The following is a 23,432-nucleotide window of genomic DNA, read 5'->3' on the forward strand; positions in this document are numbered from 1 at the left end:
CGCTTCCGCCTGTCTGGCTCGCCGGCGGGTGGGAGATGTCAGCTGCGCCTCTCTCGCCGCCCATCGGGTGGGGACCGAACGGTGGTACGGCACGATGGGGGCATGAGTGCACGCGTACGGGCGCCTGAGCTGCGGGGCAGAGGCTGGCTGAACACCGGTGGGCGGGAGCTGACGCTCGCCGACCTGCGCGGCAAGATCGTGATCGCCGACTTCTGGACCTTCTGCTGCATCAACTGCCTGCACGTACTGGACGAGCTGCGGCCGCTTGAGGAGAAGTACGCGGACGTCCTGGTCGTGATCGGGGTGCACTCGCCGAAGTTCGAGCACGAGAAGGACCCGGACGCGCTGGCCGACGCCGTCGAGCGGTACGGCGTGCACCACCCCGTACTCGATGATCCTGAGCTGGACATGTGGCAGCAGTACGCGGCCCGCGCCTGGCCGACCCTCGCGGTGATCGACCCCGAGGGTTACGTGGTCGCCACGATGGCCGGTGAGGGTCATGCCGAAGGGCTGGCCCGGCTGATCGACGACCTGATCGCCACCCACGAGGCCAAGGGCACGCTGCACCGGGGCGACGGCCCCTACGTTCCGCCGGCAGAGCCGCAGACCACCCTGCGGTTTCCGGGCAAGCTGGTGGCCGGGCCCGACGGCACCCTGCTGGTGTCGGACTCCGCCCGGCACCGGGTGGTGGAGTTGGCCGCTGACGGAGAGACCGTGCTCCGTGCCATCGGCACCGGCAGCCGGGGCCGATCCGACGGTACGGCCGACACCGCGACGTTCTCCGAGCCGCAGGGGCTGTGCCTGCTACCGACACATGTGGCCGAGGTCGCCGGCTACGACCTGGTGGTCGCCGACACGGTCAACCACCTGCTGCGCGGCGTACGCCTGAGCAGCGGTGAGGTGGTCACCGTGGCCGGCACCGGACGGCAGTGGCGGTCCACGGTCGACGACCACGCCCACGACGCGCTCTCGGTCGACCTCTCCTCCCCCTGGGACCTGGCCTGGTACGACGGCAAGGTCATCATCGCGATGGCCGGCATCCACCAGTTGTGGTGGTTCGATCCGATCAAGCGGACCGCAGGCATGTACGCCGGCACGACGGTGGAGGCGCTGCGCGACGGCCCGCTGGCGCAGGCATGGCTGGCCCAGCCGTCCGGGCTCGCCGTCTCCGCCGACGGCGCTCGGCTCTGGGTCGCCGACAGCGAGACCAGTGCCCTCCGGTACGTCGAGGACGGCGTGCTGGGCACCTCGGTCGGCCAGGGCCTCTTCGACTTCGGTCATGTGGACGGGCCGGCGGCGCAGGCGCTGCTCCAGCATCCGCTCGGCGTCTGCGCCCTGCCCGACGGTTCGGTGCTGGTGGCGGACACCTACAACGGGGCGGTACGCCGCTACGACCCGGCGACGGACCAGGTGACCACGGTCGCCACCGATCTGGCCGAGCCGAGTGACCTGGTGCTCACCCCGGATGGCGCGGTGCTGGTCGTGGAGTCGACCGGGCACCGGATCACCCGGCTGGCCCCGGGCGCACTCTCCGCCGCCGGTGCGAACACCGTCGATGGTCCCCGGCACCGCACCGAACGCAAGCCGACCGCGCTGGCCGCCGGTGAGGTGGTGCTGGACGTGGTCTTCACCCCGGCTCCCGGGCAGAAGCTGGACGAGACGTACGGCCCGTCCACCCGCCTGGTGGTTTCCGCGTCCCCGCCCGAGCTGCTGGTCGAGGGGGCCGGCACCAGCACCGAACTGTCCCGCCGGCTGGTGGTGTCCGGCTCGGTGACCGACGGTGTGCTCCAGGTGACCGCCCAGGCGGCGACCTGCGACGCCGATGTGGAGCACGCGGCCTGCCACCTGACCCGACAGGACTGGGGCGTGCCGGTGGAGGTCGACACCGACGGCGCGACCCGGCTTCCTTTGGTGCTGCGCGGCCTGGACGCTAGCTAGGTTTTCGTTAAGAAGGGACCCCTTATCTACCGCAGGCGTTAATAAGGTGCCTTTCCTATCACGTCAGGTGAACGGGGTGGGGGTGGTTCCGGCGTCCACGAGGGCGGCGCGGACGAGTTCCGCGGCGGCCACCGCGCCGGGGCTGTCGCCGTGCAGGCAGATCGAGTCGACGGCGCACGGGACCACGGTGCCGTCGACGGCGACCACCGTCCGCTCGGTGGCCATCCGTACCGCCTGGGCGGCCACCTCCTGCGGGTCGGTGACCAGGGCGTTGGGCGAGGTACGCGGCACCAGTTGCCCGTTGGGCAGGTAGTTGCGGTCGGCGAAGCCCTCGGCCACCACCCGCAGCCCGGCGCCCTGCGCGAGTTGGGCCAGCACCGAGCCGGGTGGGCAGAGCAGGGGCAGTTCCGGATCGTAGTCGTCGACGGCGGCGACCAACGCCGCCGCCTGGGTCTCGTCGCAGGCTGCCGCGTGGTACAGCGCGCCGTGCGGCTTCAGGTAACGAACGCGGGTGCGGTACGGGCGGCAGAAGGCGTCGAGCGCGCCGAGTTGGTAGAGGACCTCGTCGCGCAGTTGGGTGAACTCGTACGCGATGTGCCGGCGACCGAAGCCGGCCAGGTCGCGGTAGCCGACCTGGGCGCCGACGGCCACCCGCCGCTCGGCTGCGGCGGCACAGACCCGGCGCATGGTGGCGGGATCACCGGCGTGGAAGCCGCAGGCGACGTTGGCCGAGGTGATCAGGCCGAGGAGTGCCTCGTCGTCGCCGAGCCGCCAGACACCAAAGCCTTCACCGAGATCAGCGTTGAGGTCCATGGAACCTGACGGTAGTACCTGGTCGGGCCTGCGCGAGCGGGGTCACGTCGGCCACCACGGCGATGACGGGATATCCGCCGGTGGTGGGATGGTCGGCGAGGAAGATCAACGGTTGGCCGTCCGCCGGCACCTGCACCGCGCCGAGGACGACTCCTTCGCTGGGCAGTTCCCCGGGCACCGCCCGGGGCAGCGGTGCGCCGGCCAGTCGCGCGCCGACCCGGTTGCTCAACGGACTCACCGTGTACGCCGTGCCGTACAGCAGGTCGAGCGCGACGGTGTCGAACCAGTCGTGTCGGGGGCCGAGTTGGGCGGTGAGGTGTACCTCCGTCGGGTGCGCGACCGGCATGGTGACGTCGACCGGGGCGGGCGGGCCGGCCGGCACGCCCAGCGGCAGCCGGTCGCCGTCACGCAGCGGCGCCGGCCCGAGTCCGGCGAGGGTGTCGGTGGCGCGGCTGCCCAGGACCGGGTCGACGGCGATGCCGCCGGCCACCGCCAGCCAGCAGCGCAGGCCCCGTCGGGCGGGACCGATCCGCAGCACCGCCCCGGCCGGTACGGCCAGCGGACGACCGGTGTCGCCGGGTCGGGCGCCCACCCACACGTCGACCTCGGCCCCGACGACGGCGACGGTGGTGGCCCGGGTGAGGCGCAGTGCGCAGCCGGTCATGGTGAGCTCCAGGCCGGCCGCCGACTCCGGATTGCCGACCAGGCGGTTGGCCAGCCGCATCGCGTCCGGGTCGAGCGCGCCGGAGCGGGGCACCCCCAGGTGCGCCCAGCCGGGCCGGCCCAGATCCTGCACGGTGGTCAGCGCCCCGGCCCGCAGCACCTCGATCATGCGGGCACCAGCCGGACCGGGGTGCCGGGGGTGAGTCGGGCCGGCGGATCGGCGTGTACGTCGAACAGGGTCAGCGTGGTACGCCCGACCAGCAGCCAGCCGCCGGGGGAGGCGGTGGGATAGATCCCGGCGTACGGTCCGGCCAGCGCGACCGAGCCCGCCGGCACCCGGGGGCGCGGGGAGGCGAGCCGGGGCACCGCCAGTTCGGCGGGGAGCCCGGTCAGGTAGCCGAAGCCGGGCGCGAAGCCGCAGAACGCCACCCGGAACTCGGTCCGCTCCAGGCGGCGCAGCACGGACGGCACATCGGTGCCCCAGTGCGCGGCGACCTGGGGCAGGTCCTCACCGTCGTACGTCACGGGCACCTCGACCGGGTCGGCGCCGGGTGTCGTGGTGCCGGCGGGCGGGGCCGGCGTCCAGCCCAGGAGGCGGGCGGCGGTGGCCGCCGGGTCCGGTACGCCGTCGAGCAGCACGGTGGCGGCTGCCGGCACGATCTCGGTGGCCACCAGCTCGCCCTGCTCGCGGCGCCGCCAAAGCTCGGCCCGCCAGGCTTCCACCACGCTTGCGGGGGTGGCCGCCGATCCGGCTCCGACCTCGGGCGGGGGTGCGGTGAAGTCGAGGAGCAGGGCGTGCGCGCCGACCGGTCTGATCCGCATGCCGTCATCCTCGCGGACCAGGTATAACGGCCGCGTCGTCCCACCGGCCGAAAGCGTGACCGGACGCACTACCCGAAAGTAACCTACGGTGCCGTAACCTAATCTCGTGACGACCTCAGCACCGCCCCGGCTCAAGCCGGTCGACATCGGGAAACCCCGGATGCGCGGCTGGCTGCACACGTACGCGTTCTTCGTCGCCGTGGTCTGCGGCATCGTGCTCTGCTCGATCGCCGCTGCCCGACCCGGCTGGACACCCCTGGTCAGCACAGCCGTCTACAGCCTCACCATCTGCGGCCTCTTCGGCACCAGTGCGCTCTACCACCGTCGAGTGTGGTCGGCGCGCGGCTTCCAGGTGATGCGCCGGATGGACCACTCGATGATCTTCCTGTTCATCGCCGGTACGTACACGCCGTTCTGCCTACTGCTGCTGGACACCCGCTCCGCTGTGATCATGCTGGCGGTGGTCTGGGGCGGCGCACTGGCCGGTGTGGCACTCAAGATGGTCTGGGCGCACGCCTCACGCTGGGTTTCCGCGCCGCTCTACCTGGCTCTCGGCTGGGTGGCGGTGGCGATCCTGCCCGACATCCTGCACCAGGGCGGCGTCACCGCGTTGGTGCTGCTCAGCGTCGGTGGCGCGATCTACACCGTCGGCGCTGTCTTCTACGCGCTGCGCCGGCCGAACCCGTGGCCCACCGTGTTCGGGCATCACGAGTTCTTCCACGCCTGCACCCTGGTCGCGGCGATCTGCCACCACATCGCCATCTACTTCGCACTGTTCGCCTGACCGCACGCCACGGGGGTTGGTGGGCGAACCCACCAACCCCCGGGTGCGGGCAGATCAGACCGTGGGGCCGGGCCGGCGCACCTCGCGGTACTCCTGCACCACCCGGTCGTCCTGGACCGGCACGGCGCGCTCGGCGACCACCCGCTCCTCACGGACCGGGGCGACGACCGTACGCCGACGCGAGTTCCAGAAGTAGAGAGTCATGATCAGGCCGGCGACCCCGGCGAGCATCAGCACCCAGCCGACGACGCTCAGGTTGAGCCAGCCGAGATCCGCCTCCACCGCGAACGCGAAGATCGCGCCGACCGCGATCAGGAAAATGCTGCCACCGATGCCCATCTCGTCATCTCCTCGGCTTTCGAAGCTGGCATTCCACTCCGCCGCGGCCATGGATGAGGTTGCGGCACGCCTGGACTTACCCAGGCACGGAGATCGCCAATCGGGCAAGCTGAGTACATGACGGACGCCCCGGTGCAGGAACGGACGCTCGTGCTGCTGCGGCACGCCAAGGCGGAACCCCCCACGGCGGACGGCCCCGACATCGAACGCCCGTTGTCCACTCGGGGACGTGCCGACGCGGCGGCGGCCGGTGCCTGGCTGGCCCGGCACGGGCTGCTGCCCGAGGTGGTCCTCTGCTCGGCGGCGCTGCGTACCCGGCAGACCTGGCACGGCGTGGAGATGGGCATGACCGGCTCGCCGCCGGAGAGCGGCCCGGCCGGTCCGGTGCCGATGGTCCGTTATGAGCCGGATGCGTACGAGGCACATCCGGAGGACCTGCTCACGCTGGTCCGTCGGGTCGAGCCGGAGGCCGGCACAGTTCTGCTGATCGCCCACAACCCGGGCATCTCGCTGCTGTCCGAGTTCCTCGATCCGCAACGCGCCGACCCGGAAGGGCTGCGCACCAGCGACCTGGTCGTGCACCGTACGACGTTGCCGTGGGCGGAACTGGCTCGCGGTACGGCCGCGATCGGCGCCCGGCACACCGCTCGGGCCTGACCACGCTGACCTGACGCCGACGGGGCCGACCAGGCTGGCGCCGCCCACCGATACAGCGGCTGAGCCAGCGACCCCGTCTCGGTGGTCGCTGGCTCAACCGTGTGTGTTGCCTCAGCTCGGCGGTGCCGTCGGCGGCGGCGGATCGGGCGGCGGCGGCATCATCGCGGTCGGATGAGACAGCCGGTTCTCCTCCACGATCAGCGTCCTCGCCCGCTTGCGGCGATCCTGCCAGAACCAGAGCGTGGTGAGCAGGACGCCCAGTCCGGCCAGGATGAACACCCAGCCGACCGCGCGTAGATCCACCCACCAGACGTTTGCCCGAATGGCGAAGGTCAGGATCGCGCCGATGGCGATCAGGAAGATCCCACTACCAATGCCCATGTGCGCGGCACTCCCCCGTGCGGTTGCTCTGGGCGTACGTTGACTGGCCCGGGACGGTTACCCGTCCGGGCCGGGGTTACCCGCGCCGTCGCGCGGCGAACACCTCGGCCCGACCCTCGACGCCCTCCGACTCGGGTACCGCTACCATCCGGCGGCAAATCTGGACGAAACGGTGATCGACGGCCAGCCGGCCGGTGAGCCTCAGCCCACCGGCCGCCCGAGCTGCGTCGGAGTCAGAACGCCTCCTCCGGAATGTCCATGATGTCCAGGTCGGCGCCCTCGATGATCCGCCGGTCGGCGCCGATGCGCGGCAGCACCTCGCGGGCGAAGAACCGGGCGGCGGCCACCTTGCCGGTGTAGAACGCCTTGTCCGCCGCCGGGACCTCACCGGCCAGCGCCTTGAGCGCCACGTCGGCCTGCTTCTGCAACAGCCAGCCGACCACCAGGTCGCCGACCGCCAGCAGGAACCGCCGGCTGCTCAGCCCGACCTTGTACAGGGCGCGCGGGTCACCGTTCTGCGCCTCGCCCAGCCAGCCGGTCAACACACCGAGGATGGCCTGGATCTCGGCGAGGGCCTTGCCGAGCGCCAGCCGCTCCTGCTTGAGCTGGCCGTTGCCGCCCTCGGTGGTGATGAACTCCTGGATCGCTCCGGCGACCACCACCAGGGCCTTGCCGTTGTCCCGAACGATCTTCCGGAAGACCAGGTCGAGGCTCTGGATGGCGGTGGTGCCCTCGTACAGGGTGTCGATCTTGGCATCCCGGACGTACTGCTCCAGCGGGTAGTCCTGGAGGAAGCCGGAGCCACCGAAGGTCTGCAACGACTCGTGCCCGAGCAGTTCGTACGCCCGCTCCGAGCCGACGCCCTTGACCAGCGGCAGCAGCAGGTCGTTGACCCGCTTGGCCAACGCGATGGCCTTCTCGTCACCGGCCGCCTCGGCGATGGCGACCTTGTCCTGCCAGGAGGCGGTGTAGCAGACCAACGCGCGCAGGCCCTCGGCGTACGACTTCTGCATCAGCAGCGAGCGACGCACGTCGGGGTGGTGGGTGATGGTCACCCGGGGTGCGCTCTTGTCGGCCTGCTGGATCAGGTCGGCGCCCTGCACCCGGTTCTTCGCGTACTCCAGCGCGTTCAGGTAGCCGGTGGAGAGGGTGGCGATCGCCTTGGTGCCGACGAGCATCCGGGCGTACTCGATGATCATGAACATCTGCCGGATGCCGTCGTGCTTGTCGCCCAACAGCCAGCCCTTGGCCGGTACGCCGTGCTCGCCGAAGGTCACCTCGCAGGTGTTGGAGACCTTCAGGCCCATCTTGTGCTCGACGTTGGTGGCGTAGGCACCGTTGCGCTCGCCCAACTCGCCGGTGTTCTCGTCGAAGTGGAACTTCGGCACCACGAACAGCGACAGGCCCTTGGTGCCCGGGCCACCGACGCCCGCCACGCCCACCGGACGGGCCAGTACGTAGTGGACGATGTTGTCGCTCAGGTCGTGCTCACCGGAGGTGATGAAGCGCTTCACGCCCTCGATGTGCCACGAGCCGTCCGGCTGGGGGATGGCCCGGGCCCGGCCGGCGCCGACGTCCGAGCCGGCGTCCGGCTCGGTGAGCACCATGGTCGAGCCCCACTGCTTGTCGATGAAGAGCTTGGCCCACTTCTTCTGCTGCTCGGTGCCCTCGACGTGCAGCACGTGCGCGAAGGACGGGCCGGAGGCGTACATCCAGACCGGGGCGTTCGAGCCGAGCACCAACTCGGCGAGCGCCCACCACAGCGCGCGGGGGGCATTGGTGCCGCCCAACTCCGGGGGGAGGTCCAGGCGCCAGAACTCGGAATCCATGAACGCCTGGTACGACTTCTTGAACGCCTCCGGCAGCGGCGCGGTGTGCGTGGCCGGGTCGAAGACCGGGGGGTTGCGGTCGCTGTCGGTGTAGCTGGCGGCCAGGTCCTCGCGGGCCAGCCGGTCCATCTCAGCGAGGAAGCTCCGCGCCGTGTCGACGTCGAGGTCGGAGTACGGCTCCTGGCCGAACGCCCGGTCCGCTCCGAAGACCTCGAACAGGTTGAACTCGAGGTCCCGAAGGTTGCTCTTGTAGTGGGTCATGTCGCTGGCCCCGCTTCCGGACAGGTGTTACCGATCAGTAACCCAAACTGTATTACTCGCGGGTAGACAGCGACAAGTCACCCGTCGAAGTGACGGCGATTACACACCTGCGGTTCGGGTTCCGGCCGCGCCCTCGACAGGGTTGGCCAATCAGCCCTCCGCCGCGCCGACCTCCCAGCTCGGCACCGCCGCGGTCGCGGCGGTCGGCGTGCCCGTGTACTCCATCAACACCAGTGCGATGTCGTCGTCGAGCCGGCCGTGCACCCACTCCACCAACGCCGTCTCCAGGGAGGCCAGCCCGTCGCCGACCGTGCCGTGCCCGAGCAGCCGCCAGGCCCGGTCGGCGGTGGGAAAGAACTCGCCCTCCCGACGCGCCTCGCCGAGGCCGTCGGTGAACAGCAGCAGCCGGTCTCCCGGCTCCAGCCGTTCCACCCGGGGGCGGACCACCGGCATGAAGCCCAGTGGCGGCGCCGGAGCCGGCGGTTCGAGTGGGATCACCGCGCCACCGCGCAGCAGCAGCGGGGCGGGATGACCGCAGTTCACGATGGTCAGCGTGCCGCCACGCTCCTCCACCAGCGCCGCGGTGACGAAATCCTCGTCGCCCACGTTGCGGGCCACCGCCCGGTCCAGGTCCGCCACCACGGCCCGCAGGTCGGCCCGCTCGTAGGCGACGTGCCGGTACGAGCCCAACACGATGCTGGCCAGCCGGACCGCCTCCAGGCCCTTGCCGCGTACGTCGCCGATGATCATTCGGACGCCGTACGGGGTGTCGATCGCCTCGTACAGGTCGCCACCGATCTCGGCCGTCGCCGTCGAGGAGATGTACCGGCCCGCCACGGACAGGGTGCCCACCCGGGGACCGAGCGGGCGCAGCACCGCCTGCTGGGCGACCGCCGCGAGCTTCGACAACTCGGCGATCTGCTTGGCCTGCCGCTCCCGTGCCGACGCCACCGCCGCCGCGATGCCGGTACCCAGCACGATGCCCGCCACGGCGACCGCAGTGGACAGCGACAGCCTCCGCTCGGCCAGCGCGAAGCCCGCCCCGAGCAGGGAGGCCGTGGCGCCGACGCCGAGCACCACCCGCCAGGACGCCAACGCGGCGGCCAGGAAGGGGGCGGCCACCATCAACGCGATGTAGTTCGCCGCGCGGCCGTCGGCCAGCTCCACCGCGGAGACGATCGCGAGCAGAATGAGGGCCGCGCCGAGGCCGGCGCGGGATCCGGGGCTCAGCGGGCTACGGCCCGGCTGGAGGAGTCGCGTACGTACATCCGACAGCATGCCTGATGGAGATGAACGAAAGCACCAACCTGACCCGTCGTACGAGCGGGCTCTGGCCGCCAGGATCGCGGCCCAGAGCCGATCGCCGGACGGCACCGGCTCAGCCGAGCACCTCGTAGCGGACCTCGATGTGGCCCAGGTCGAGCGAGGCGATCTCGCCGAAGGCGGCCCGGGACAGATCCAGGCAACGGCCCTCGATGAACGGGCCCCGGTCGTTGATCCGGACGGTGACCGACTTGCCGTTTGCCGGGTTGGTCACCCGGACCTTCGTGTTGAACGGCAGCGTCTTGTGCGCGGCCGTCAACTCCTCCGGGTTGAACGTCTCGCCGTTGGCGGTCATCTGGCCCTCCCAGTAGAACGAGGCGCCACACGAGCCGGTCTGCACCACCGGCCGAGCCGTCGTCTTCTTCGCGGTGGGCGTCGGCTTCGCGGTGGGCGTCGCCTTGGGGCTGGGCGTACGCGGCTTGCTGCGCGACGGCGCCTGCGTCGTACGGCTCGGCGTCGGGCTCGCACTCGCACTCGCGCTCGGCGAGGCGCTGGCGCTCGGCGAGCCGGTGGCCGGTTCGATCGGGTCGGAGAGGTCGATCGCCGTCGGCCGGACCGGCTCCGAGCCGGCGGTCAGTCGTACGGCGCCGAAGGTCCCGCCGACCGCGAGGGCGACGGCCACCACCGCGCTGGCCGCGATGCCGGCCGGCGAGGTGATCCTGCGGGTACGGGTGTGCCTACCAGTCACCGGCCCGGTCCTTTCCTCAGCGGATCAAATCGGGTCGGACCATAACGAGAGAAGCACTTCCGAAGTCAACGTGATCATGGTGGTATAGCCGGAATTGCGGCGATACCTGAAGCCGATCATCCGAGCCGCGATGGGCCGGGCGGCCGGGTGCCCGGCGCCGCCCCGGCGCAGGATAGGAAGATGTCCGCTGAGCTCAGCAAGCGCCTCGTCGAGTTGTTCCGCTGGGTCGACCCGGGCCCGGACACGAGCCACCTGGTCAGCGACGTCTCCGGCTGGTGGCGGGATCCGGCCACCCTCGCCGCACTGGGCCCCGCGCTGGTCGCCCCGTTCCGGTCGGCCCGGCCCACCGTGGTCGTCGCCCCGGCGGTCACCGGGTTCCTGCTCGGCCCGCTGGCCGCCACCGCGCTCGGCGTGGGCTTCGTGCCGGCCCACAAGCCGGGCGATGGGCGGCTGCCCGCCGGGCCGCTGACCTGGGCACAAAGCCCACCCGACTTCCGCGGCCGGCGAGTCGACCTGGCAATACGGCAGCAGCACCTCGGCCCGGGCGACCGGGTGCTGGTGGTGGACGACTGGGTCGCCACCGCCGCCCAGGTGCAGGCGCTCTACGAAATCTGCACCACCCTGGGCGCCGAACCGCTGGGCACCTCCGCCGTGGTCGTCGACTGCCCCCCACCCGTCGCCGCCGCCCTAAGAATCCACGCCCTCACCACCCTGCCCAGCTGAAAGGAAGGGCACCTTATTAACGCCTCAGGTAGAGGAAGGGCCCCTTCTTAACACCTGCGCCCGTCCGCTCAGCGGACGAAGTCCTCGACCACCGTGCAGACCCGGCCCAGCGCCTCGGCGGAGCGGGCCAGCGGCCCAGGCACCATCAGCGCGTGATCGGCGGCGGGGATCTCCAGCACGTGCGGGGTCAGCCGTCGGGCGGTGGCGCCGTCCCAGGACGAATCGGCCGTACCCCCGACCAGGATGAACGGGGCGGTGGCCCGGCGCAGCGCGTCGACCACCTCGCCACGGTGCAGCAACGGGGTGAGCCAGACGGCGGGCAACCCCCGGGCCACCGCCAGCGGCGCGGCCAGGGTGCCGAGCGACTTGCCGACCAGCAGGTCGGCGCGCTCGTTCAAGGTCGGTGCCACCTGGTCGCACACCCACCTGCCGATGGTATCGACGTCGAAGTCCTCCGGCACCTGCCAGGAAATCCCGTGTAGCCCGAAGCCGGCCCGGCGCAGCGCCTCACCCAAATACAGGAACAGTGGGTACCGGGTGTCGTAGCCACGGCCCGGAATGAGCACCGCACGTCGGTCCGCCATGGACATCTCCTTCTTGTCGGGCATCGACCGTACCCCCAGCAAAGCCGCAGCGGGACGACCGAAGCGTCACCGGCCATCGCCGACCAGCCGGCCGGTAACGTCGGCAGGATGTGGCCACGGATCGGCGTACTGCGCACCCTCGCCCTTGGCACCCCGGGTGAGCTGCGGACGAACCTCAACACCCTGGTGTTGAACGGGGTGAAAACCGCGACCGCCGGCCTGCTCGACGAGTACGCCGAACAGGGCGAGGAGCTTGAGCACGTCGGCGAGCGACTGGCCCTCGTCGACGACCAGGATGCCCTGCTCGGCATCGTCGAGGTGACCGGTGTACAGGTGTGCCGCTTCGCCGAGGTGCCCTGGGAGTTCGCCCGCTCCGAAGGTGAAGGCGACCGCTCGATCGAGGAGTGGCGGGCCGGCCACGCCGCCTACTGGACCCGCGTCGGCACCCCGGTCACCGACGACACCGAGGTCGTCTGCATCCGCTTCCACCTGGTCAGCGCCGGCGACGGCGGCATCGCCACCGGCGACCTCGGCAGCTGAGCGCGGCGGCACCGGCCGGCCACGCCGCTCCCAGCCTCAGCCGTGCCCGCACTGGCCGCGCAGCTCCGGCAGCAGGCGGTTGGCGACGTCCGCCAGGATCGCCTCGTCACCGGCGTACCAGCTGCTCTCCCGGGGCCAGTGCGTGATCACGTCGGTGAAGCCCAGCTCGGCCGCCCGACCGACCTGATCGGCGAAGAACTCGGCGCTGCTCAGCGAGAAGACCGGGGCCGCGTCCAGCGACAGGTAGCGGTCCAGCCCGGCCAGGTCACGCCCCTCGGCCTCCAGCACCGAGTCGAACCGGGCGACCGTCTCGGCGATCCCCGCCCACCAGGCGTCGAGGTCGTCGCCGCCATTGCCGATGGTCACCCAACCCTGCCCGAACCGAGCGGCCAGCCGCATCGACCGAGGCCCGTTGGCGGCCACCACGAACGGCACCCGTGGCCGCTGTACGCAGCCGGGGTTGTTGCGGGCGTCCACCGCCGCGAACCAGTCACCCCGCCACGTCGTACCGTCCTGCCGCAGAATCGCGTCGAGCAACTCGGTGAACTCGCCGAACCGGTCCACCCGGCGTCGCGGCGGCAGTGTCTCGCCGCCGAGCACGGCCGAGTCGAAGCCGATGCCCCCGGCCCCGATGCCGAGCAGCACCCGCCCATCGGACACGTCATCGAGCGCCGTCACCTGCCGGGCGAACGCCGCCGGATGCCGGAAATTGGGCGACGCGACCAGCGTGCCAAGTCGGATCCGAGAGGTCACCGTCGCGGCGGCGGTCAGCGTGCCCATCGAGTCGAACCAGGGCCCGTCCACCAGATCCCGCCAGCCCAGATGGTCGTACGTCCAGGCGTGGTCGAACCCCCACTCGTCGGCCTGCCGCCAGCGGTGCCGGGCCACCGACCAACGCTGGTCGGGCAGAATCACGATGCCAATCCGCATGATCGCCAGCGTACGACGAGGTCGCGCACCCTCGGTCCGGACCACTGCCCGCCACAATTGGCCGCAGCAACACCAAGGCCCCGGCCGTGGACTCTCGTCCCGCCAGGGCCTTCGTACGTGGAGCGGGTGACGGGAATCGAACCCGCACTGTCAGCTTGGGAAACCGCCTCAGTCATCCGGCTAAATCAGGGCCAGTCTCACAAACAGGCTCTGAGCTGCGGCTACGTTGCAAGACCTTCCGGCTTACTCCGGGCTCAGACGGGTAGATCCGGCGTCGTTCCCCATCAAGATCCCCAACAAATCTCCGGGGAGCGGCGCCGCCTCCGAGCTTCCAAGACGGAGGTCACCATGCACGACACGAAGACTGAAATCGGCGCACCGTTCCATCCCACCACCCAACCCTCCCAATGCTGCCCGTGCCGGAAGCGGCGGGCCGCAGGTCTCCGCACCGACGATCGCACCCGCCCTTCAAGATCTCATTCGACCGACGCAACTCGGCGTTCTCCCGCCGCGGCCGCTTCAGCTCCGCCGACTCCTCCGACGTGACCCCCGCCGCTGGCCGCCATCGACCTACGCCTGCCGGACCCAACTTTCGATGGCCTTCTAGGAGTGACGGACCGAGAGGGGAGTGCTAAAATCGCCGATGCCTGCGACGCGTGAAGCGACGCAGGATCGCTGCGGGACTCACGTCCCTCGGTAGGCAACGTGGAGGCTCGCTTCCTCACGCCGCAGATCCTGCCGAGTGCCACGTTGCCGCCGAAGACCACATCGGGGCTTGCTCCGACAAAGTTGGAGGGGATGCGCTCGACGGCCTCGGTCGTCCAACCTCCCGGGCACGGATTCCACACCAGGTGTGGCACTCCGGGAGCGGACGAGACGACCAGCAGCTTCCCATCGTCTCAACCTTCTTCGGCGTGCCTCAAACATGCCAGGAGGCATCGAGATGACCACGACCATAGACGAACCGGTCGCTGTCCACGACCACGTCCCGCCCCGCCCAGTGAGCAAGCTACCGGAACTCGCGCCGATCGCTGCGCGCCGCAAGGCAGCCGACAAGCTGATCGAGACCTTCAGCCTCGATGAGGCGGCCGCGAGCACTATCGCCGACGCAGTTGTCGATCCCGCCGAACTGCGCCGCTCAATTGAAACCCCCACCCAGTTGGCCATCACCGGCGGCACGCTCCTCGCCGTACGGGCGGAGGTCTGGGCGCGCCGTACCCTGCCCGACATTCGCAACCCGCGGATCGGAGCCGCCCGTCGCCACCCCATCGCCGTCGAGCCCGGCACCGATGAGGAGTCTCGCTTCGCGCCGGTCGGTGACCCGACCAGCGAGGGCACCACCCCCCACCTCACGGTCGAGGTCGAGTCGGCCGAGCACATGCGATGGGCTTCAGGCCTGGCTGCTCGTGCCGTCCTCGAAGCCAACGACTGGCGGTACTCCATCCGCAACCAGGGCGTGCTCACCGAAGTGTGGCTGGTCGCCACCCGCTACGACCACACCGAGGACGGCAGCCCTGCACTGTGGGCTATGACCACCGCTGAGGGTTCCTCACGCACCACCGCCGCCCACGACGTTCTCGGCATGGGCAACAGCGTCGACGCTGTCGTGACGGCCAGCTCTGACACGTACATGCGCGGCCGCATTAAGGAGTTGAACACCGCCTTAGAGCAGGGCCCCACGATCAAGCAGTCCGAGGCGCTGCGCTGTGAAACCCTGCCGGCGCTCATCCTGGTCGGCTACCAGCCCCTCAGCGGAGGACCGGACCGGTTCTCATCAGCGGTGAAATCGCTCGTGGCGCTGCGCCACGTCGATGCGCCGAAGGCATGGGGCGATGGTCCTGAAATGGAATCCCTCGCCGATGAGGCCCTGGCTGTCATGGAGGACCGCGGCATCCTCACGCCCCTACGACGTCGCTGGTTCGCCGGTTCGATCAGCCGCGCTCAGGCGAACGCTGCTCACCTGCCCACCGACCAGGCCATCCGAGCGGCCGAGATCATCGCCCTGTTCACCAGCGACGACCAGCTTGTACGCGACGCGATCCGCGACGCCGTCACCCGCCAGTCGACCCGCAAGCGGATCACCAAGAACGTCCGGGTCAATCTCGCTGTCGCACTGATCGTCCGGGCCGTCGCCGGCGAAGGCGCCAACCCGGATCGAGTCCGCCGCTACATGCAACACGGGTTCGTCGCCGTACGCGACAGGTACTTCAAGCCCACGCACCGCGACGCCGACGTGATCCTCACCGATGCCCTTGACGAGTTGGACCAGGACCCTGCTGGTGAACCGGGGCCGGCCCGTCTCGACCTCGCGGCCCGCTCTGCCTACCCGCTCATCGCCACGCTGTCGCTGTGGGCCGACCGCGGCACGCAGAACAACCCGAACGCCGACGACAGGCGGCGCCCCGGGGAAGTCATCGACACCATGCTCACGTCGAGACTCGGCATCCGGCAGCTGCACCGGGCGATCGTCGACCACCACAATGGCCGCTCAACGCTGCGTGCGGTCAACGAAGACGGAAGCATCCGCCGTACGGAGGACCGCGCCCAAGACCAGATTCTTAACGACGTCTACCTGCGCTCGACGTTCCCGAAGCCGGGCTCGCCGCAGCGGCCGACCAGCACTGACACCCCCGACGACGCGCTGCGGGACGCCGCCGCACGGCTCGGTGCTGCCGTGCGGGCTGTCGAAGACGCCATGGCCGCGATCCGTGCGGTAAAGGCGCTCGACGGAACCGACCATGTCGAGACGGTCGGGGCCGACCGCAACCACGTCAAGGAGTGGAAGAACGTCCTGGATGACGCCACCTCAGACCTGGAGTTCTGGGGCCGGATCTGGGAGCGGCGCAACCGCGGAGCCCGGGCTACCGCTCGGCGCGATGACAACTGGGAGACCGAGTACGACGACGATACCGATCGCGCGATCGATACTTGGGAGGACGAGGACGCCGACAACCTTGAGGCCGCGAAGTGACCCCCGCCCGACTCGCGTCGCTCGCCGCCTACGCCGGCGACAAGCTCCATCCCGACGGACCAGCTGGACCAATGCCCTTCAGCCCGAACATCAGAGTCCACGCACGAAACGTGGTCTACCTCGTGTGCGGCTGGTCCGGGAAGACTCTCTACGTCGGCTCCACCACCGTCGGCGTCCGCACGCGCTTTTCGCAGCACCTCGGTAGCCTGACAAAGACACTCGACTGGGCGAGCGTGTACATCATTCCGCTCAGGGATGGGACCTCAGAGAGGGAACTGCGCCGGGTCGAGGGACGTATCGGGCTCGCGGTTGGGCCTGAGCGGAACATGGCGCTGCCCCGCATCGCCGTCGGGTCCTAAACATGCTGCCGCGTCCGGTCCCGACGACCTGGATCGACCCGCCGAATTCGTAGATGATCACCTGGCCTCGCGTCGCAGCCGACCCGGCCGGCCTCAGCAACTGTCCCACGCCAAGCTGGCCTGCCTGATGATCACCCAGGCTGGCGCAGCGGGATAGCCGCGCAGCGTTTCAGCGGGCCAGGAAGCCTTCGCTTCCTGGCCCGCTTCATGTCCCCTCCGGGCAAGCGGGAAGCCTCAAAAAGGCCAGCTTCACTAGATTTGCGGGTAAGGTTCGCAGAAGCCCTGAAGTAGTCATAGTCGGACATTACGCTTTGGTTATGAACGAACTCGCACAGTTGTCGACGGTCGTCCGAGGAGTTCGTGGCCCAGACGGCGATGACGCTGGTGCCTGCGGTACCCGAGCACGACACAGGCCCAAGCGCCAGCAGTGGTTCTTACGCCGGCGTGAATACGGCAAGCGGTGCTGGCGGTACTGCCTCGCCTCGACGAGAGTGATCCTGTTCAGCAGACCGAGCCGCTGCCTGAGTGGGTGAGGACGACACGCCGGCCGGCTCCGTGCGGGGTAGCAGGTGGGAGCGCTGACCTGGGGAAAGAAAGTGGGGAGCGGCCCCTTGCGAGGCGGCTCCCCAACTTTAGACGTCGAGCGTCTGCTCTGATGAGAGCATATCATCTCGTGACCGCTGCCCCGAATCTGTTGGACGCCTCGTTGAACAGCACCTACGCGGCGCACGTGACCGCCCGACTGCTGGACTTCTTCGCCGACACCACGCCCTGGCCGCGCCGGCTGTGGGACATCAGCAGCGCACTTGCGTTGCGGGAGGCGTGGGAGGCGGGCGACTGGCAGCGGGAACAGGTGCTCGGCGCCAGCGCCGTGGGCTGGTACCTGCACACGTTGGAGCGCCAAATCGGCCCGGACCGCGGCCTCGGCGACAGTCTGCTGCGCAAGGAGCTGACCCAACTGTTGCGCTCGGGCCTTGCCCCTGACAGTCAGCAGCGGCGCCGTCTGAAGCAGATCATCCCGTTGGCTACCGACGGCTATCTGACCCGGTGGATGGAGGCGGTCGAAACCGCCGCGCCACCATCGCCTGAGCGGCTTGCCCGGGCGGTCGCCACCCACCTACTCGATAGCGGGTGGAGCTCGGGCCAACTGCACCGCTGGGTGCATGACACGGCGCAGCTCTCGGACGCCACTCTCCGGCACCTGCTCGAGTATGCCCGCGACCTTGCGGCATGCGGCGACAGTGAATTCGAGGTGTTGGTCCCGTTTCTGGCGGTACCCAACCAACAGGCACTGGCCGAGCGGCTGCCAGAGTGGCGGCCGGCGCCAGCGGCAGCGGAGTGGTTTGAAGAGCAGGGCGTTACCCGTAGGCCCCGGCACAACGGCGCGTTCGTCTATCGAATCATGGCCAAAGACGCGGTGGCGGCTGCCCGCGCTGCCGGTGCGCTGGTTCTGAGGTTGCAGGCCCGCAACTCGTTCGCCAGGGCAGGGCGTGGGCGACTACAGCCAGTCGGGCAGGTTTGGGTCGGCGATTATCCAGAGGCCCTGCCGGTACAACCCCCTGCCCGCGGCGCGGACGTGTTGTCACTGCAGCGGGAGGGCACGATGTACTCGGTGACGGACTCCGACCGACTCGACGACGCGTTGGAGTTGGCAGCTCCGCTGAATGAGGGGCCACCGGCGCCGGCGCTGTCCGGGGCGTGGGCGGCGATCGAATCGCTTCTCTACCACCCAGGGGATAAGGATGATCCAGACGGAGGACGGGTGGTGGCCGCCGACCGACTGGCCGCGCTGGTGGCGTGCTCCTGGCCGCGGGCGGAGCTGACAGCGCTGTCGTACCGGCATCGGCCAACCCAACCGGACGAACTGAGCCGAGCACTCGAAGCCGCAAGCACCAACATTGAGCGATGCCGAGAAGTGGCCCGGGCAGTGGCCAGTGGGGCGTCCTTAACGCTGTCCCAGCCGAGCGACGTCGCTGCCTGCGAGCGGATGTCGAAGGTGCTGGCCGGGCCACGCAGGGAGCTCGCCGACGTCCGGGCGGTGTACTGCAGCGTGCTGCGTCGGCTGTACCGCCACCGCAACATCGTCAACCACGGCGGCACCACCGCGGCGGTCGCGCTGGACGCAACGCTGCGAACGGCGGCACCACTGGTGGGTGCCGGGCTGGACCGATTGGTGCACGCTGCTCTGACCCTGCGGATCGAACCGCTGGATCTGGCCGCTCGCGCGGAGAATTCGCTTGCGCTCGTCGGTGACCCGCTCGGCCCGCCGGTGACTGGACTTCTGAACTGACCCGGATCGTCACGAACGGCCAGTTTTGCCGCCGTGCCCAGTCCGAGCATCATCGATGCCCTGGCGGAGTCAACTGATCATGGCGACACCGCAATTCTCAACCGAACTGTTGAAAACTTCGGTCATGTCAGGTGAAGCATCGACATGCGCTATTTAGGGGATCGGGCGGCATCCGCCTCGGGGTTACCGTCGGGCGGTGCCCTGCTGTCAAGTTCGTTCGTGACGGCCGAGTTGTTCCAGTAGGTCGACAGCCCGCAGTTTCTGATCCGTGGTGAGGTTGAGAACCAGGGAGATGAGTTTCTTGGTGACGTCGGCGGTGGCCTCGGCGTTGTCGGCTTCGGTCAAGCCGAGCCACTGTGCCAGCAGGGTGAAGTCGAGTTCGTAAAGCTGTGCGAGTTCCCAGATCACGGCCGGGTCCGGTTGGCGGATGACGCCCCGCTCGATCTGCGACAGGTACGCGTTGGGGCGCCCGGTGCGGCGTTCGACCTCGCGCAGACTCCACCGGCGGTACTGCCGGGCGCGCCGCAGTGTCTCGCCGACCGATCCCTGAACGGCATCCGGTGGCGGTGACGCATCTGCATTTGTCGTACCCGTCGGAGATGATGCGCCGCGTGCCATGACTCCAGCCTAGGGCCTGCGACACGCCGAACCGGCCAAAGAAGTTGCGAATTTACTGCGCGTCGGTGCAAAAGTGACTTCGCACTCCAGGAGGGAGATCGAATGAACGTCGCTGAGACCGTGACGAACAACGTGGTGCTGCCCCATGCCCGCTACGAGAGGACCTGGGACTCCATCATCGTGGACCCGCAGGTCAAGGACCGGCTGCTGCGATGGGCGGTGCTGAGCCTGCGCCTGCGCGCGCGGTTGCCTTTCGAGTCCACCGCGCTGCACGGACTGATGCTCTTGTACGGGCCGCCGGGCACGGGTAAGACCACCCTCGCGCGGGGTTTGGCGCAGCAGTTGGCCCCGGTGATGGCCGGCGGCCGGGCCCGGCTGATCGAGCTGAACCCGCACGGGCTGATGAGCGCCGAGCACGGGCAGTCGCAGCAGAAGGTGACCGAACTGCTGACCGAGCATGTCCCGGCGCTGGCCGCCGACGGCCTGCCGACGGTCATCCTGCTGGACGAGGTCGAGTCGATGGCGGTGGCGCGCAGCGAGGCGTCGCTGTCGGCGAATCCTGCAGACGTGCACCGGGCGACCGACGCGGTGCTCACCGCGCTGGACGACAACGCCGCCCGCTATCCACATCTGCTGGTCGTTGCCACCTCTAACTTCACCGGCGCGCTGGACACGGCGTTCCTGTCGCGGGCTGACGTCGCTGTCGAGGTTCCCCCGCCGGACGCCGAGGCCGCCCTGGCGATCCTTGCGGGCACGCTGCGCGACATGGCCGCCGCGTTCCCCGCCCTCTCTGAAGTGGCCGACGACCCGGGCCTTAAGGAGGTGGCGAGCCTGCTGGCCGGAACAGACGGCCGACAGATCCGCAAAGCGGTCACCGAGGCGATGGCCGGCCGCCTCGAAACCGTTCAGCGACCCGACCGACTGACCGTCGACGACCTGCGCCAGACCGCCCACCGGGTCGCCGCGGCCCGCCGCATTACCGGAAAGGGAACCCATGCAGCGTTCTAGAATAATTGCGGGTCCGCCCCAGCGGACCGCGACCGCAGCGTGGGACACCGCCGCGACACTGATCAGCGACACCCTGACCGTCTCCGGCCGGGTCACCGCCGACTCGGTGGCGGTGGCGCTGGCCCCGCTGCGCGGGCTCGGCCCGGCACTCATCGCCGCCGGTCACCTCGAGACGGATGCGGCTGTGCTGGTCTCTGGGCCGCTGCACGTCAGCATCACCGTGGCCACCGGCGGCGCCGTCATGGAGGTGCAGGAAAACCTGAACCCGGTGCCGGGCGGTGCGAACGCCACCTCCGACTGGTTGCTTTACCTGCCGAACCCGGCCAATTTTGCCGTGCCGCTGGCCGCCGCAGTCAAGCAGTCTGCCCACCTGTCGGTCGCAGCGCCGCCCGAGGACGCCGTCGGCGTGGCCGCGAGCTCGACGGCTGGGCTGGTCGACCTGGCCGCCCTGGACCGTCTGGGACGCTCATGAGCACTTCGACCTCGACGAGCACGTGGACGATCGTGCACACCGCCACCCACCTGGCCGACGTCATCCTCGGCTCGATCGCGGACATCCTCGGCCATCTCGGTATCGACGCGACCCGCCTGTTCTCCACCTGGGCCCAGGACGAGAGCGCCATCAGCGCCTGGATTGCCGAGCAGTCCCTGGACACGGTGGTCCTGGAGTGCCACCGGCCCAGCGGTGCGGTCGACCCGATCCTGGAGTTCCCCGTTACCTACACCAGCACCGGCGTGGCCGACAAAACGTTCACCGCCGACCGCGCCAGCCTGGCCCGGTACCTCGCCAAACTCGGCACCGTGCCGCGCGGCACCACCTACCGACTGTTCGTCACCTTCCGTACCGCCCGCACGCCCCAGCCCGGCTGGTCACCTGGCAGCCGAGCCGGCACCGACGGGATGCGCTCGTCCAGTTTCGGCACGCTCGCCGGGGCACCTCACGGCAGCGCGAGCCTGCGCTACCTGACCAGCAAATAGACATTACGATCGGAGCAGGGCACCACCATGGGTTACATCGACGACGCTTTTGCCGGACTCAAGAAGACGCTGGAGATCGGCCAGGCCGAACAGGATCTCGCCGAATCCCGCCATCGGCTGATCCGCGACCACGTCAAGGGCGCCTGGACGACCACTGGGGACTTCCTCACCGGCAGCTACGACCGGCACACTAAGACCAAGAAACTCAAGGACGTCGACATTTTCATCGTCGTCGATCCCGACGGCCCGCAGGGTAACCTCGCTGACGGCACCGGCACCGCCGCCGTGAACGCCCTGTGCGAGGTTCTGCGGACTCGCTGGCCCAACGTCACAGCAGACGACTACGTCGCCCTCGTCGAGTACGCCGGTGAGGATGTCGCCTCCTACGAGATCGCACCCGTATTCGTCCGAGCAGGCGGCGGTTACCTCATGCCGTGCGGCAGCGGTTGGATGGCCACCGACCCGAACATCCACGCGCAGATGGTGACTGCGAAGAACAAGGAATGCGACGGCAGTTTCGTGCCGTTCGTCAAGATGATCAAGGGCATTAACCGCGAGGCCGGCGACCCGATCGCCCCGGCCTTCCTCATCGAGGTGATGGCCCTGGACCTGGTTCGCCCACCCTTCGGCCGGCACCGCGACGAAATCCGCTGGTTCCTCGCCTCGGCCGCCGAGCAAATCACAGACGACTGGCCAGACCCGGCCGGCCTCGGTCCGGACGTCAACGGGGGCCTGAGCCAGTTCGACCGCCAGCAGCTCGCCGCGACCCTGCGCGGCTGGCAGCAGACCTGCGAGGAAGCAATCCTGCTGGAGAACGGCGGTAAGGACCGGTCCGCCGTCGAAACCTGGAAAACCCTGTTCGGCTGGCGCATGCCCCGGCCGTAACCCCCACGCTGACGAACGTCGAGGACACCGAGCAGATGACCGCTGCGAACCCGAGCATCACCACCGCCCAGAACAGTGAGCGGGCCCTGACCCTGCTGGCCGCCCAGCGACGGCTCTACTCCGACGCCAAAATCATCCAGGGAACGCGACTCGTCATCGCCGCCACCGGTGCCCTCGGCTCCGTCGCCGCCGCCCTCGCCTTCCCGCCGTGGCGCACATCGATCGCTATCGTCACCGGCCTCATCCTGCTGGTCATCGGCATCTTGGGGAGTGCCCGTGAAAAACGCAAGATCAATGAGGGCTCCTGCGTCCAGGAAGAACTCGACGGGATGCTGTTCGGGCTGCCCTGGAACGACATGTGCGCCGACCGGCCCACCACCAGCACCATCACCACGGCCGCGAACCGCCTCAGAGGCGACCGCAGCGACCTGCGCAACTGGTACCCCGATACCGCAAGCGTGCCCTACCCGATGAACGTACTGATCTGCCAGAACAGCAACCTAGGTTGGGGAGCGTCCGCGCACCGCAAATGGGCCGCGACCCTGACCGCCGCGATCCTCGCCCTGCTCGCGGCGTCCACGCTCATCATGGTCGTGGGCCACATGGAGGTCGTAGAGGCGCTGATCGCGCTCGTCGTCCCGCAACTGTCGCTGCTCAAAGAGCTCTACGAGATGGCTCGGTCCAACCTCGACACCGCCACCAGCAAGGCCAGCGCCGAAGGCAAGGTCCTCAACCTGTGGCGTCGCGGGCTCGCCGATCCAGCCGCCGTCACGATCACCGACTGCCGCGCGGTGCAGGACAAGATCCTGCAGTTCCGGCAGAACGGCGCATCAATCCCGAATTGGTTCCACAACCGGGTCCGACGGCGCCAAGAAGCAACCATGTCCGCTACCGCCCAACACATGGTCGATGAAGCCCGAGCACACGGCATCGCCTGACCCGCACCCACACCACCGGCCTACGCCCGCGATCGGGAGTTCATCGATTTGGACGTGCTCCAGCGCATAGTGCGGGCCGCAGCCTGATGGGACTGTCGGCGTGGAGCGGT

The 23,432-nt window shown here is 69.4% G+C and carries 23 protein-coding genes and 1 pseudogene; 12 read left to right on the plus strand and 12 right to left on the minus strand.

Going from position 1 to position 23,432, the window contains the following annotated elements; all coding sequences use genetic code 11:
• Positions 1–102 precede the first annotated feature (102 nt).
• Positions 103–1,938: an NHL domain-containing thioredoxin family protein gene (locus E0H26_RS22280; protein ID WP_131306843.1), complete on the plus strand. Its 1,836-nt coding sequence runs from the start codon at positions 103–105 to the stop codon at positions 1,936–1,938.
• Between the two features lie 63 nt (positions 1,939–2,001).
• Here E0H26_RS22280 and E0H26_RS22285 read toward each other — a convergent pair whose 3' ends face one another.
• Genes E0H26_RS22285 through E0H26_RS22295 form a run of 3 tightly spaced genes read right to left on the minus strand, consistent with a single transcriptional unit; the run spans position 2,002 to position 4,236 of the window.
• A complete protein-coding gene (locus E0H26_RS22285; RefSeq protein WP_131306845.1) occupies positions 2,002–2,751 on the minus strand; it encodes a LamB/YcsF family protein in 750 nt (249 codons plus the stop codon).
• Positions 2,735–3,583 (minus strand): 5-oxoprolinase subunit C family protein, encoded by an 849-nt coding sequence (locus E0H26_RS22290; RefSeq protein WP_131306847.1) that lies wholly within the window; start codon positions 3,581–3,583, stop codon positions 2,735–2,737. Before E0H26_RS22290 ends, E0H26_RS22285 begins: the two co-directional genes overlap by 17 nt.
• Positions 3,580–4,236: a 5-oxoprolinase subunit B family protein gene (locus E0H26_RS22295; RefSeq protein WP_131306849.1), complete on the minus strand. Its 657-nt coding sequence runs from the start codon at positions 4,234–4,236 to the stop codon at positions 3,580–3,582. The genes E0H26_RS22290 and E0H26_RS22295 overlap by 4 nt, the downstream gene beginning before the upstream one ends.
• A 106-nt stretch (positions 4,237–4,342) precedes the next feature.
• Between E0H26_RS22295 and trhA the strand changes: the two genes are divergently transcribed.
• A complete protein-coding gene (trhA, locus tag E0H26_RS22300; protein ID WP_131306851.1) occupies positions 4,343–5,020 on the plus strand; it encodes a PAQR family membrane homeostasis protein TrhA in 678 nt (225 codons plus the stop codon).
• Between the two features lie 54 nt (positions 5,021–5,074).
• Here trhA and E0H26_RS22305 read toward each other — a convergent pair whose 3' ends face one another.
• On the minus strand, positions 5,075–5,359 hold the full coding sequence (locus E0H26_RS22305) for a DUF6458 family protein (protein WP_131306853.1): 285 nt from the start codon (positions 5,357–5,359) through the stop codon (positions 5,075–5,077).
• Positions 5,360–5,476: 117 nt separating this feature from the next.
• Here E0H26_RS22305 and E0H26_RS22310 point away from each other — a divergent pair, with 117 nt between their 5' ends.
• Complete coding sequence (locus E0H26_RS22310; RefSeq protein ID WP_131306855.1) at positions 5,477–6,016, plus strand: SixA phosphatase family protein; 540 nt, start codon at positions 5,477–5,479, stop codon at positions 6,014–6,016.
• A gap of 111 nt (positions 6,017–6,127) precedes the next feature.
• Here E0H26_RS22310 and E0H26_RS22315 read toward each other — a convergent pair whose 3' ends face one another.
• From E0H26_RS22315 to E0H26_RS22330, 4 genes are all read right to left on the minus strand, one after another.
• Entirely contained in the window at positions 6,128–6,397 is a 270-nt protein-coding gene (locus E0H26_RS22315) for a DUF6458 family protein (protein WP_013730795.1), read from the minus strand.
• A 233-nt stretch (positions 6,398–6,630) separates the two neighbouring features.
• On the minus strand, positions 6,631–8,487 hold the full coding sequence (locus tag E0H26_RS22320) for an acyl-CoA dehydrogenase (RefSeq protein ID WP_131306857.1): 1,857 nt from the start codon (positions 8,485–8,487) through the stop codon (positions 6,631–6,633).
• A 150-nt stretch (positions 8,488–8,637) separates the two neighbouring features.
• Positions 8,638–9,765 (minus strand): PP2C family protein-serine/threonine phosphatase, encoded by a 1,128-nt coding sequence (locus tag E0H26_RS22325; RefSeq protein WP_131306859.1) that lies wholly within the window; start codon positions 9,763–9,765, stop codon positions 8,638–8,640.
• A gap of 100 nt (positions 9,766–9,865) precedes the next feature.
• Complete coding sequence (locus tag E0H26_RS22330; protein ID WP_131306861.1) at positions 9,866–10,498, minus strand: septal ring lytic transglycosylase RlpA family protein; 633 nt, start codon at positions 10,496–10,498, stop codon at positions 9,866–9,868.
• A gap of 180 nt (positions 10,499–10,678) precedes the next feature.
• Here E0H26_RS22330 and E0H26_RS22335 point away from each other — a divergent pair, with 180 nt between their 5' ends.
• Positions 10,679–11,221 carry a phosphoribosyltransferase gene (locus tag E0H26_RS22335; RefSeq protein WP_131306863.1) on the plus strand — a complete coding sequence of 181 codons (543 nt, stop codon included), beginning with the start codon at positions 10,679–10,681 and terminating at the stop codon, positions 11,219–11,221.
• Positions 11,222–11,289: 68 nt separating this feature from the next.
• On the opposite strand, the gene E0H26_RS22340 is transcribed toward E0H26_RS22335, so the two are convergent.
• The gene (locus tag E0H26_RS22340; RefSeq protein ID WP_131306865.1) at positions 11,290–11,805 is read right to left on the minus strand and encodes an alpha/beta fold hydrolase; all 516 of its coding nucleotides are present in this window, start codon (positions 11,803–11,805) and stop codon (positions 11,290–11,292) included.
• Between the two features lie 108 nt (positions 11,806–11,913).
• Here E0H26_RS22340 and E0H26_RS22345 point away from each other — a divergent pair, with 108 nt between their 5' ends.
• Positions 11,914–12,345, plus strand: coding sequence for an ASCH domain-containing protein (locus E0H26_RS22345; protein ID WP_131306867.1), 432 nt, complete (start codon positions 11,914–11,916; stop codon positions 12,343–12,345).
• Positions 12,346–12,381: 36 nt separating this feature from the next.
• On the opposite strand, the gene E0H26_RS22350 is transcribed toward E0H26_RS22345, so the two are convergent.
• Positions 12,382–13,275 (minus strand): LLM class flavin-dependent oxidoreductase, encoded by an 894-nt coding sequence (locus E0H26_RS22350; RefSeq protein ID WP_131306869.1) that lies wholly within the window; start codon positions 13,273–13,275, stop codon positions 12,382–12,384.
• A gap of 466 nt (positions 13,276–13,741) precedes the next feature.
• Positions 13,742–13,866, minus strand: a pseudogene (locus E0H26_RS30705) (transposase); the annotation flags it as partial.
• A gap of 352 nt (positions 13,867–14,218) precedes the next feature.
• On the opposite strand from E0H26_RS30705, the gene E0H26_RS22360 reads away from it, so the two are divergent.
• The gene (locus E0H26_RS22360; RefSeq protein WP_131306870.1) at positions 14,219–16,246 is read left to right on the plus strand and encodes a hypothetical protein; all 2,028 of its coding nucleotides are present in this window, start codon (positions 14,219–14,221) and stop codon (positions 16,244–16,246) included.
• A gap of 1,032 nt (positions 16,247–17,278) precedes the next feature.
• On the plus strand, positions 17,279–18,895 hold the full coding sequence (locus tag E0H26_RS22365; protein ID WP_131306873.1) for an integrase: 1,617 nt from the start codon (positions 17,279–17,281) through the stop codon (positions 18,893–18,895).
• A gap of 207 nt (positions 18,896–19,102) precedes the next feature.
• Here E0H26_RS22365 and E0H26_RS22370 read toward each other — a convergent pair whose 3' ends face one another.
• Complete coding sequence (locus E0H26_RS22370; protein WP_131306875.1) at positions 19,103–19,513, minus strand: helix-turn-helix domain-containing protein; 411 nt, start codon at positions 19,511–19,513, stop codon at positions 19,103–19,105.
• A 102-nt stretch (positions 19,514–19,615) separates the two neighbouring features.
• Between E0H26_RS22370 and E0H26_RS22375 the strand changes: the two genes are divergently transcribed.
• The 5 genes from E0H26_RS22375 (at position 19,616) to E0H26_RS22395 (ending at position 23,322) form a co-directional block, all read left to right on the plus strand.
• The gene (locus tag E0H26_RS22375; RefSeq protein WP_131306877.1) at positions 19,616–20,521 is read left to right on the plus strand and encodes an AAA family ATPase; all 906 of its coding nucleotides are present in this window, start codon (positions 19,616–19,618) and stop codon (positions 20,519–20,521) included.
• A gap of 106 nt (positions 20,522–20,627) precedes the next feature.
• Positions 20,628–20,993 carry a hypothetical protein gene (locus E0H26_RS22380; protein ID WP_131306879.1) on the plus strand — a complete coding sequence of 122 codons (366 nt, stop codon included), beginning with the start codon at positions 20,628–20,630 and terminating at the stop codon, positions 20,991–20,993.
• Positions 20,990–21,499, plus strand: coding sequence for a hypothetical protein (locus tag E0H26_RS22385; protein ID WP_131306881.1), 510 nt, complete (start codon positions 20,990–20,992; stop codon positions 21,497–21,499). Before E0H26_RS22380 ends, E0H26_RS22385 begins: the two co-directional genes overlap by 4 nt.
• Positions 21,500–21,526: 27 nt before the next feature.
• On the plus strand, positions 21,527–22,384 hold the full coding sequence (locus E0H26_RS22390; RefSeq protein ID WP_131306883.1) for a CBASS oligonucleotide cyclase: 858 nt from the start codon (positions 21,527–21,529) through the stop codon (positions 22,382–22,384).
• A 35-nt stretch (positions 22,385–22,419) separates the two neighbouring features.
• Positions 22,420–23,322: an S-4TM family putative pore-forming effector gene (locus tag E0H26_RS22395; RefSeq protein ID WP_131306885.1), complete on the plus strand. Its 903-nt coding sequence runs from the start codon at positions 22,420–22,422 to the stop codon at positions 23,320–23,322.
• Positions 23,323–23,432 lie beyond the last annotated feature (110 nt).

Source organism: Micromonospora zingiberis (genome assembly GCF_004331455.1).
Taxonomy (GTDB): domain Bacteria; phylum Actinomycetota; class Actinomycetes; order Mycobacteriales; family Micromonosporaceae; genus Micromonospora; species Micromonospora zingiberis.

Excerpts from the sequence above, each read along its gene's own strand:
- E0H26_RS22335 (WP_131306863.1), top strand. The coding sequence starts at position 10,679 with ATGTCCGCTGAGCTCAGCAAGCGCCTCGTCGAGTTGTTCCGCTGGGTC.
- E0H26_RS22395 (WP_131306885.1), top strand. The coding sequence starts at position 22,420 with ATGACCGCTGCGAACCCGAGCATCACCACCGCCCAGAACAGTGAGCGG.
- E0H26_RS22350 (WP_131306869.1), bottom strand. The coding sequence starts at position 13,275 with ATGCGGATTGGCATCGTGATTCTGCCCGACCAGCGTTGGTCGGTGGCC.
- E0H26_RS22320 (WP_131306857.1), bottom strand. The coding sequence starts at position 8,487 with ATGACCCACTACAAGAGCAACCTTCGGGACCTCGAGTTCAACCTGTTC.
- E0H26_RS22315 (WP_013730795.1), bottom strand. The coding sequence starts at position 6,397 with ATGGGCATTGGTAGTGGGATCTTCCTGATCGCCATCGGCGCGATCCTG.
- E0H26_RS22305 (WP_131306853.1), bottom strand. The coding sequence starts at position 5,359 with ATGGGCATCGGTGGCAGCATTTTCCTGATCGCGGTCGGCGCGATCTTC.
- E0H26_RS22285 (WP_131306845.1), bottom strand. The coding sequence starts at position 2,751 with ATGGACCTCAACGCTGATCTCGGTGAAGGCTTTGGTGTCTGGCGGCTC.
- E0H26_RS22390 (WP_131306883.1), top strand. The coding sequence starts at position 21,527 with ATGGGTTACATCGACGACGCTTTTGCCGGACTCAAGAAGACGCTGGAG.
- E0H26_RS22360 (WP_131306870.1), top strand. The coding sequence starts at position 14,219 with ATGACCACGACCATAGACGAACCGGTCGCTGTCCACGACCACGTCCCG.
- E0H26_RS22290 (WP_131306847.1), bottom strand. The coding sequence starts at position 3,583 with ATGATCGAGGTGCTGCGGGCCGGGGCGCTGACCACCGTGCAGGATCTG.
- E0H26_RS22370 (WP_131306875.1), bottom strand. The coding sequence starts at position 19,513 with ATGGCACGCGGCGCATCATCTCCGACGGGTACGACAAATGCAGATGCG.
- E0H26_RS22385 (WP_131306881.1), top strand. The coding sequence starts at position 20,990 with ATGAGCACTTCGACCTCGACGAGCACGTGGACGATCGTGCACACCGCC.
- E0H26_RS22325 (WP_131306859.1), bottom strand. The coding sequence starts at position 9,765 with ATGCTGTCGGATGTACGTACGCGACTCCTCCAGCCGGGCCGTAGCCCG.
- E0H26_RS22375 (WP_131306877.1), top strand. The coding sequence starts at position 19,616 with ATGAACGTCGCTGAGACCGTGACGAACAACGTGGTGCTGCCCCATGCC.
- E0H26_RS22310 (WP_131306855.1), top strand. The coding sequence starts at position 5,477 with ATGACGGACGCCCCGGTGCAGGAACGGACGCTCGTGCTGCTGCGGCAC.
- E0H26_RS22295 (WP_131306849.1), bottom strand. The coding sequence starts at position 4,236 with ATGCGGATCAGACCGGTCGGCGCGCACGCCCTGCTCCTCGACTTCACC.
- E0H26_RS22340 (WP_131306865.1), bottom strand. The coding sequence starts at position 11,805 with ATGGCGGACCGACGTGCGGTGCTCATTCCGGGCCGTGGCTACGACACC.
- E0H26_RS22345 (WP_131306867.1), top strand. The coding sequence starts at position 11,914 with ATGTGGCCACGGATCGGCGTACTGCGCACCCTCGCCCTTGGCACCCCG.
- E0H26_RS22280 (WP_131306843.1), top strand. The coding sequence starts at position 103 with ATGAGTGCACGCGTACGGGCGCCTGAGCTGCGGGGCAGAGGCTGGCTG.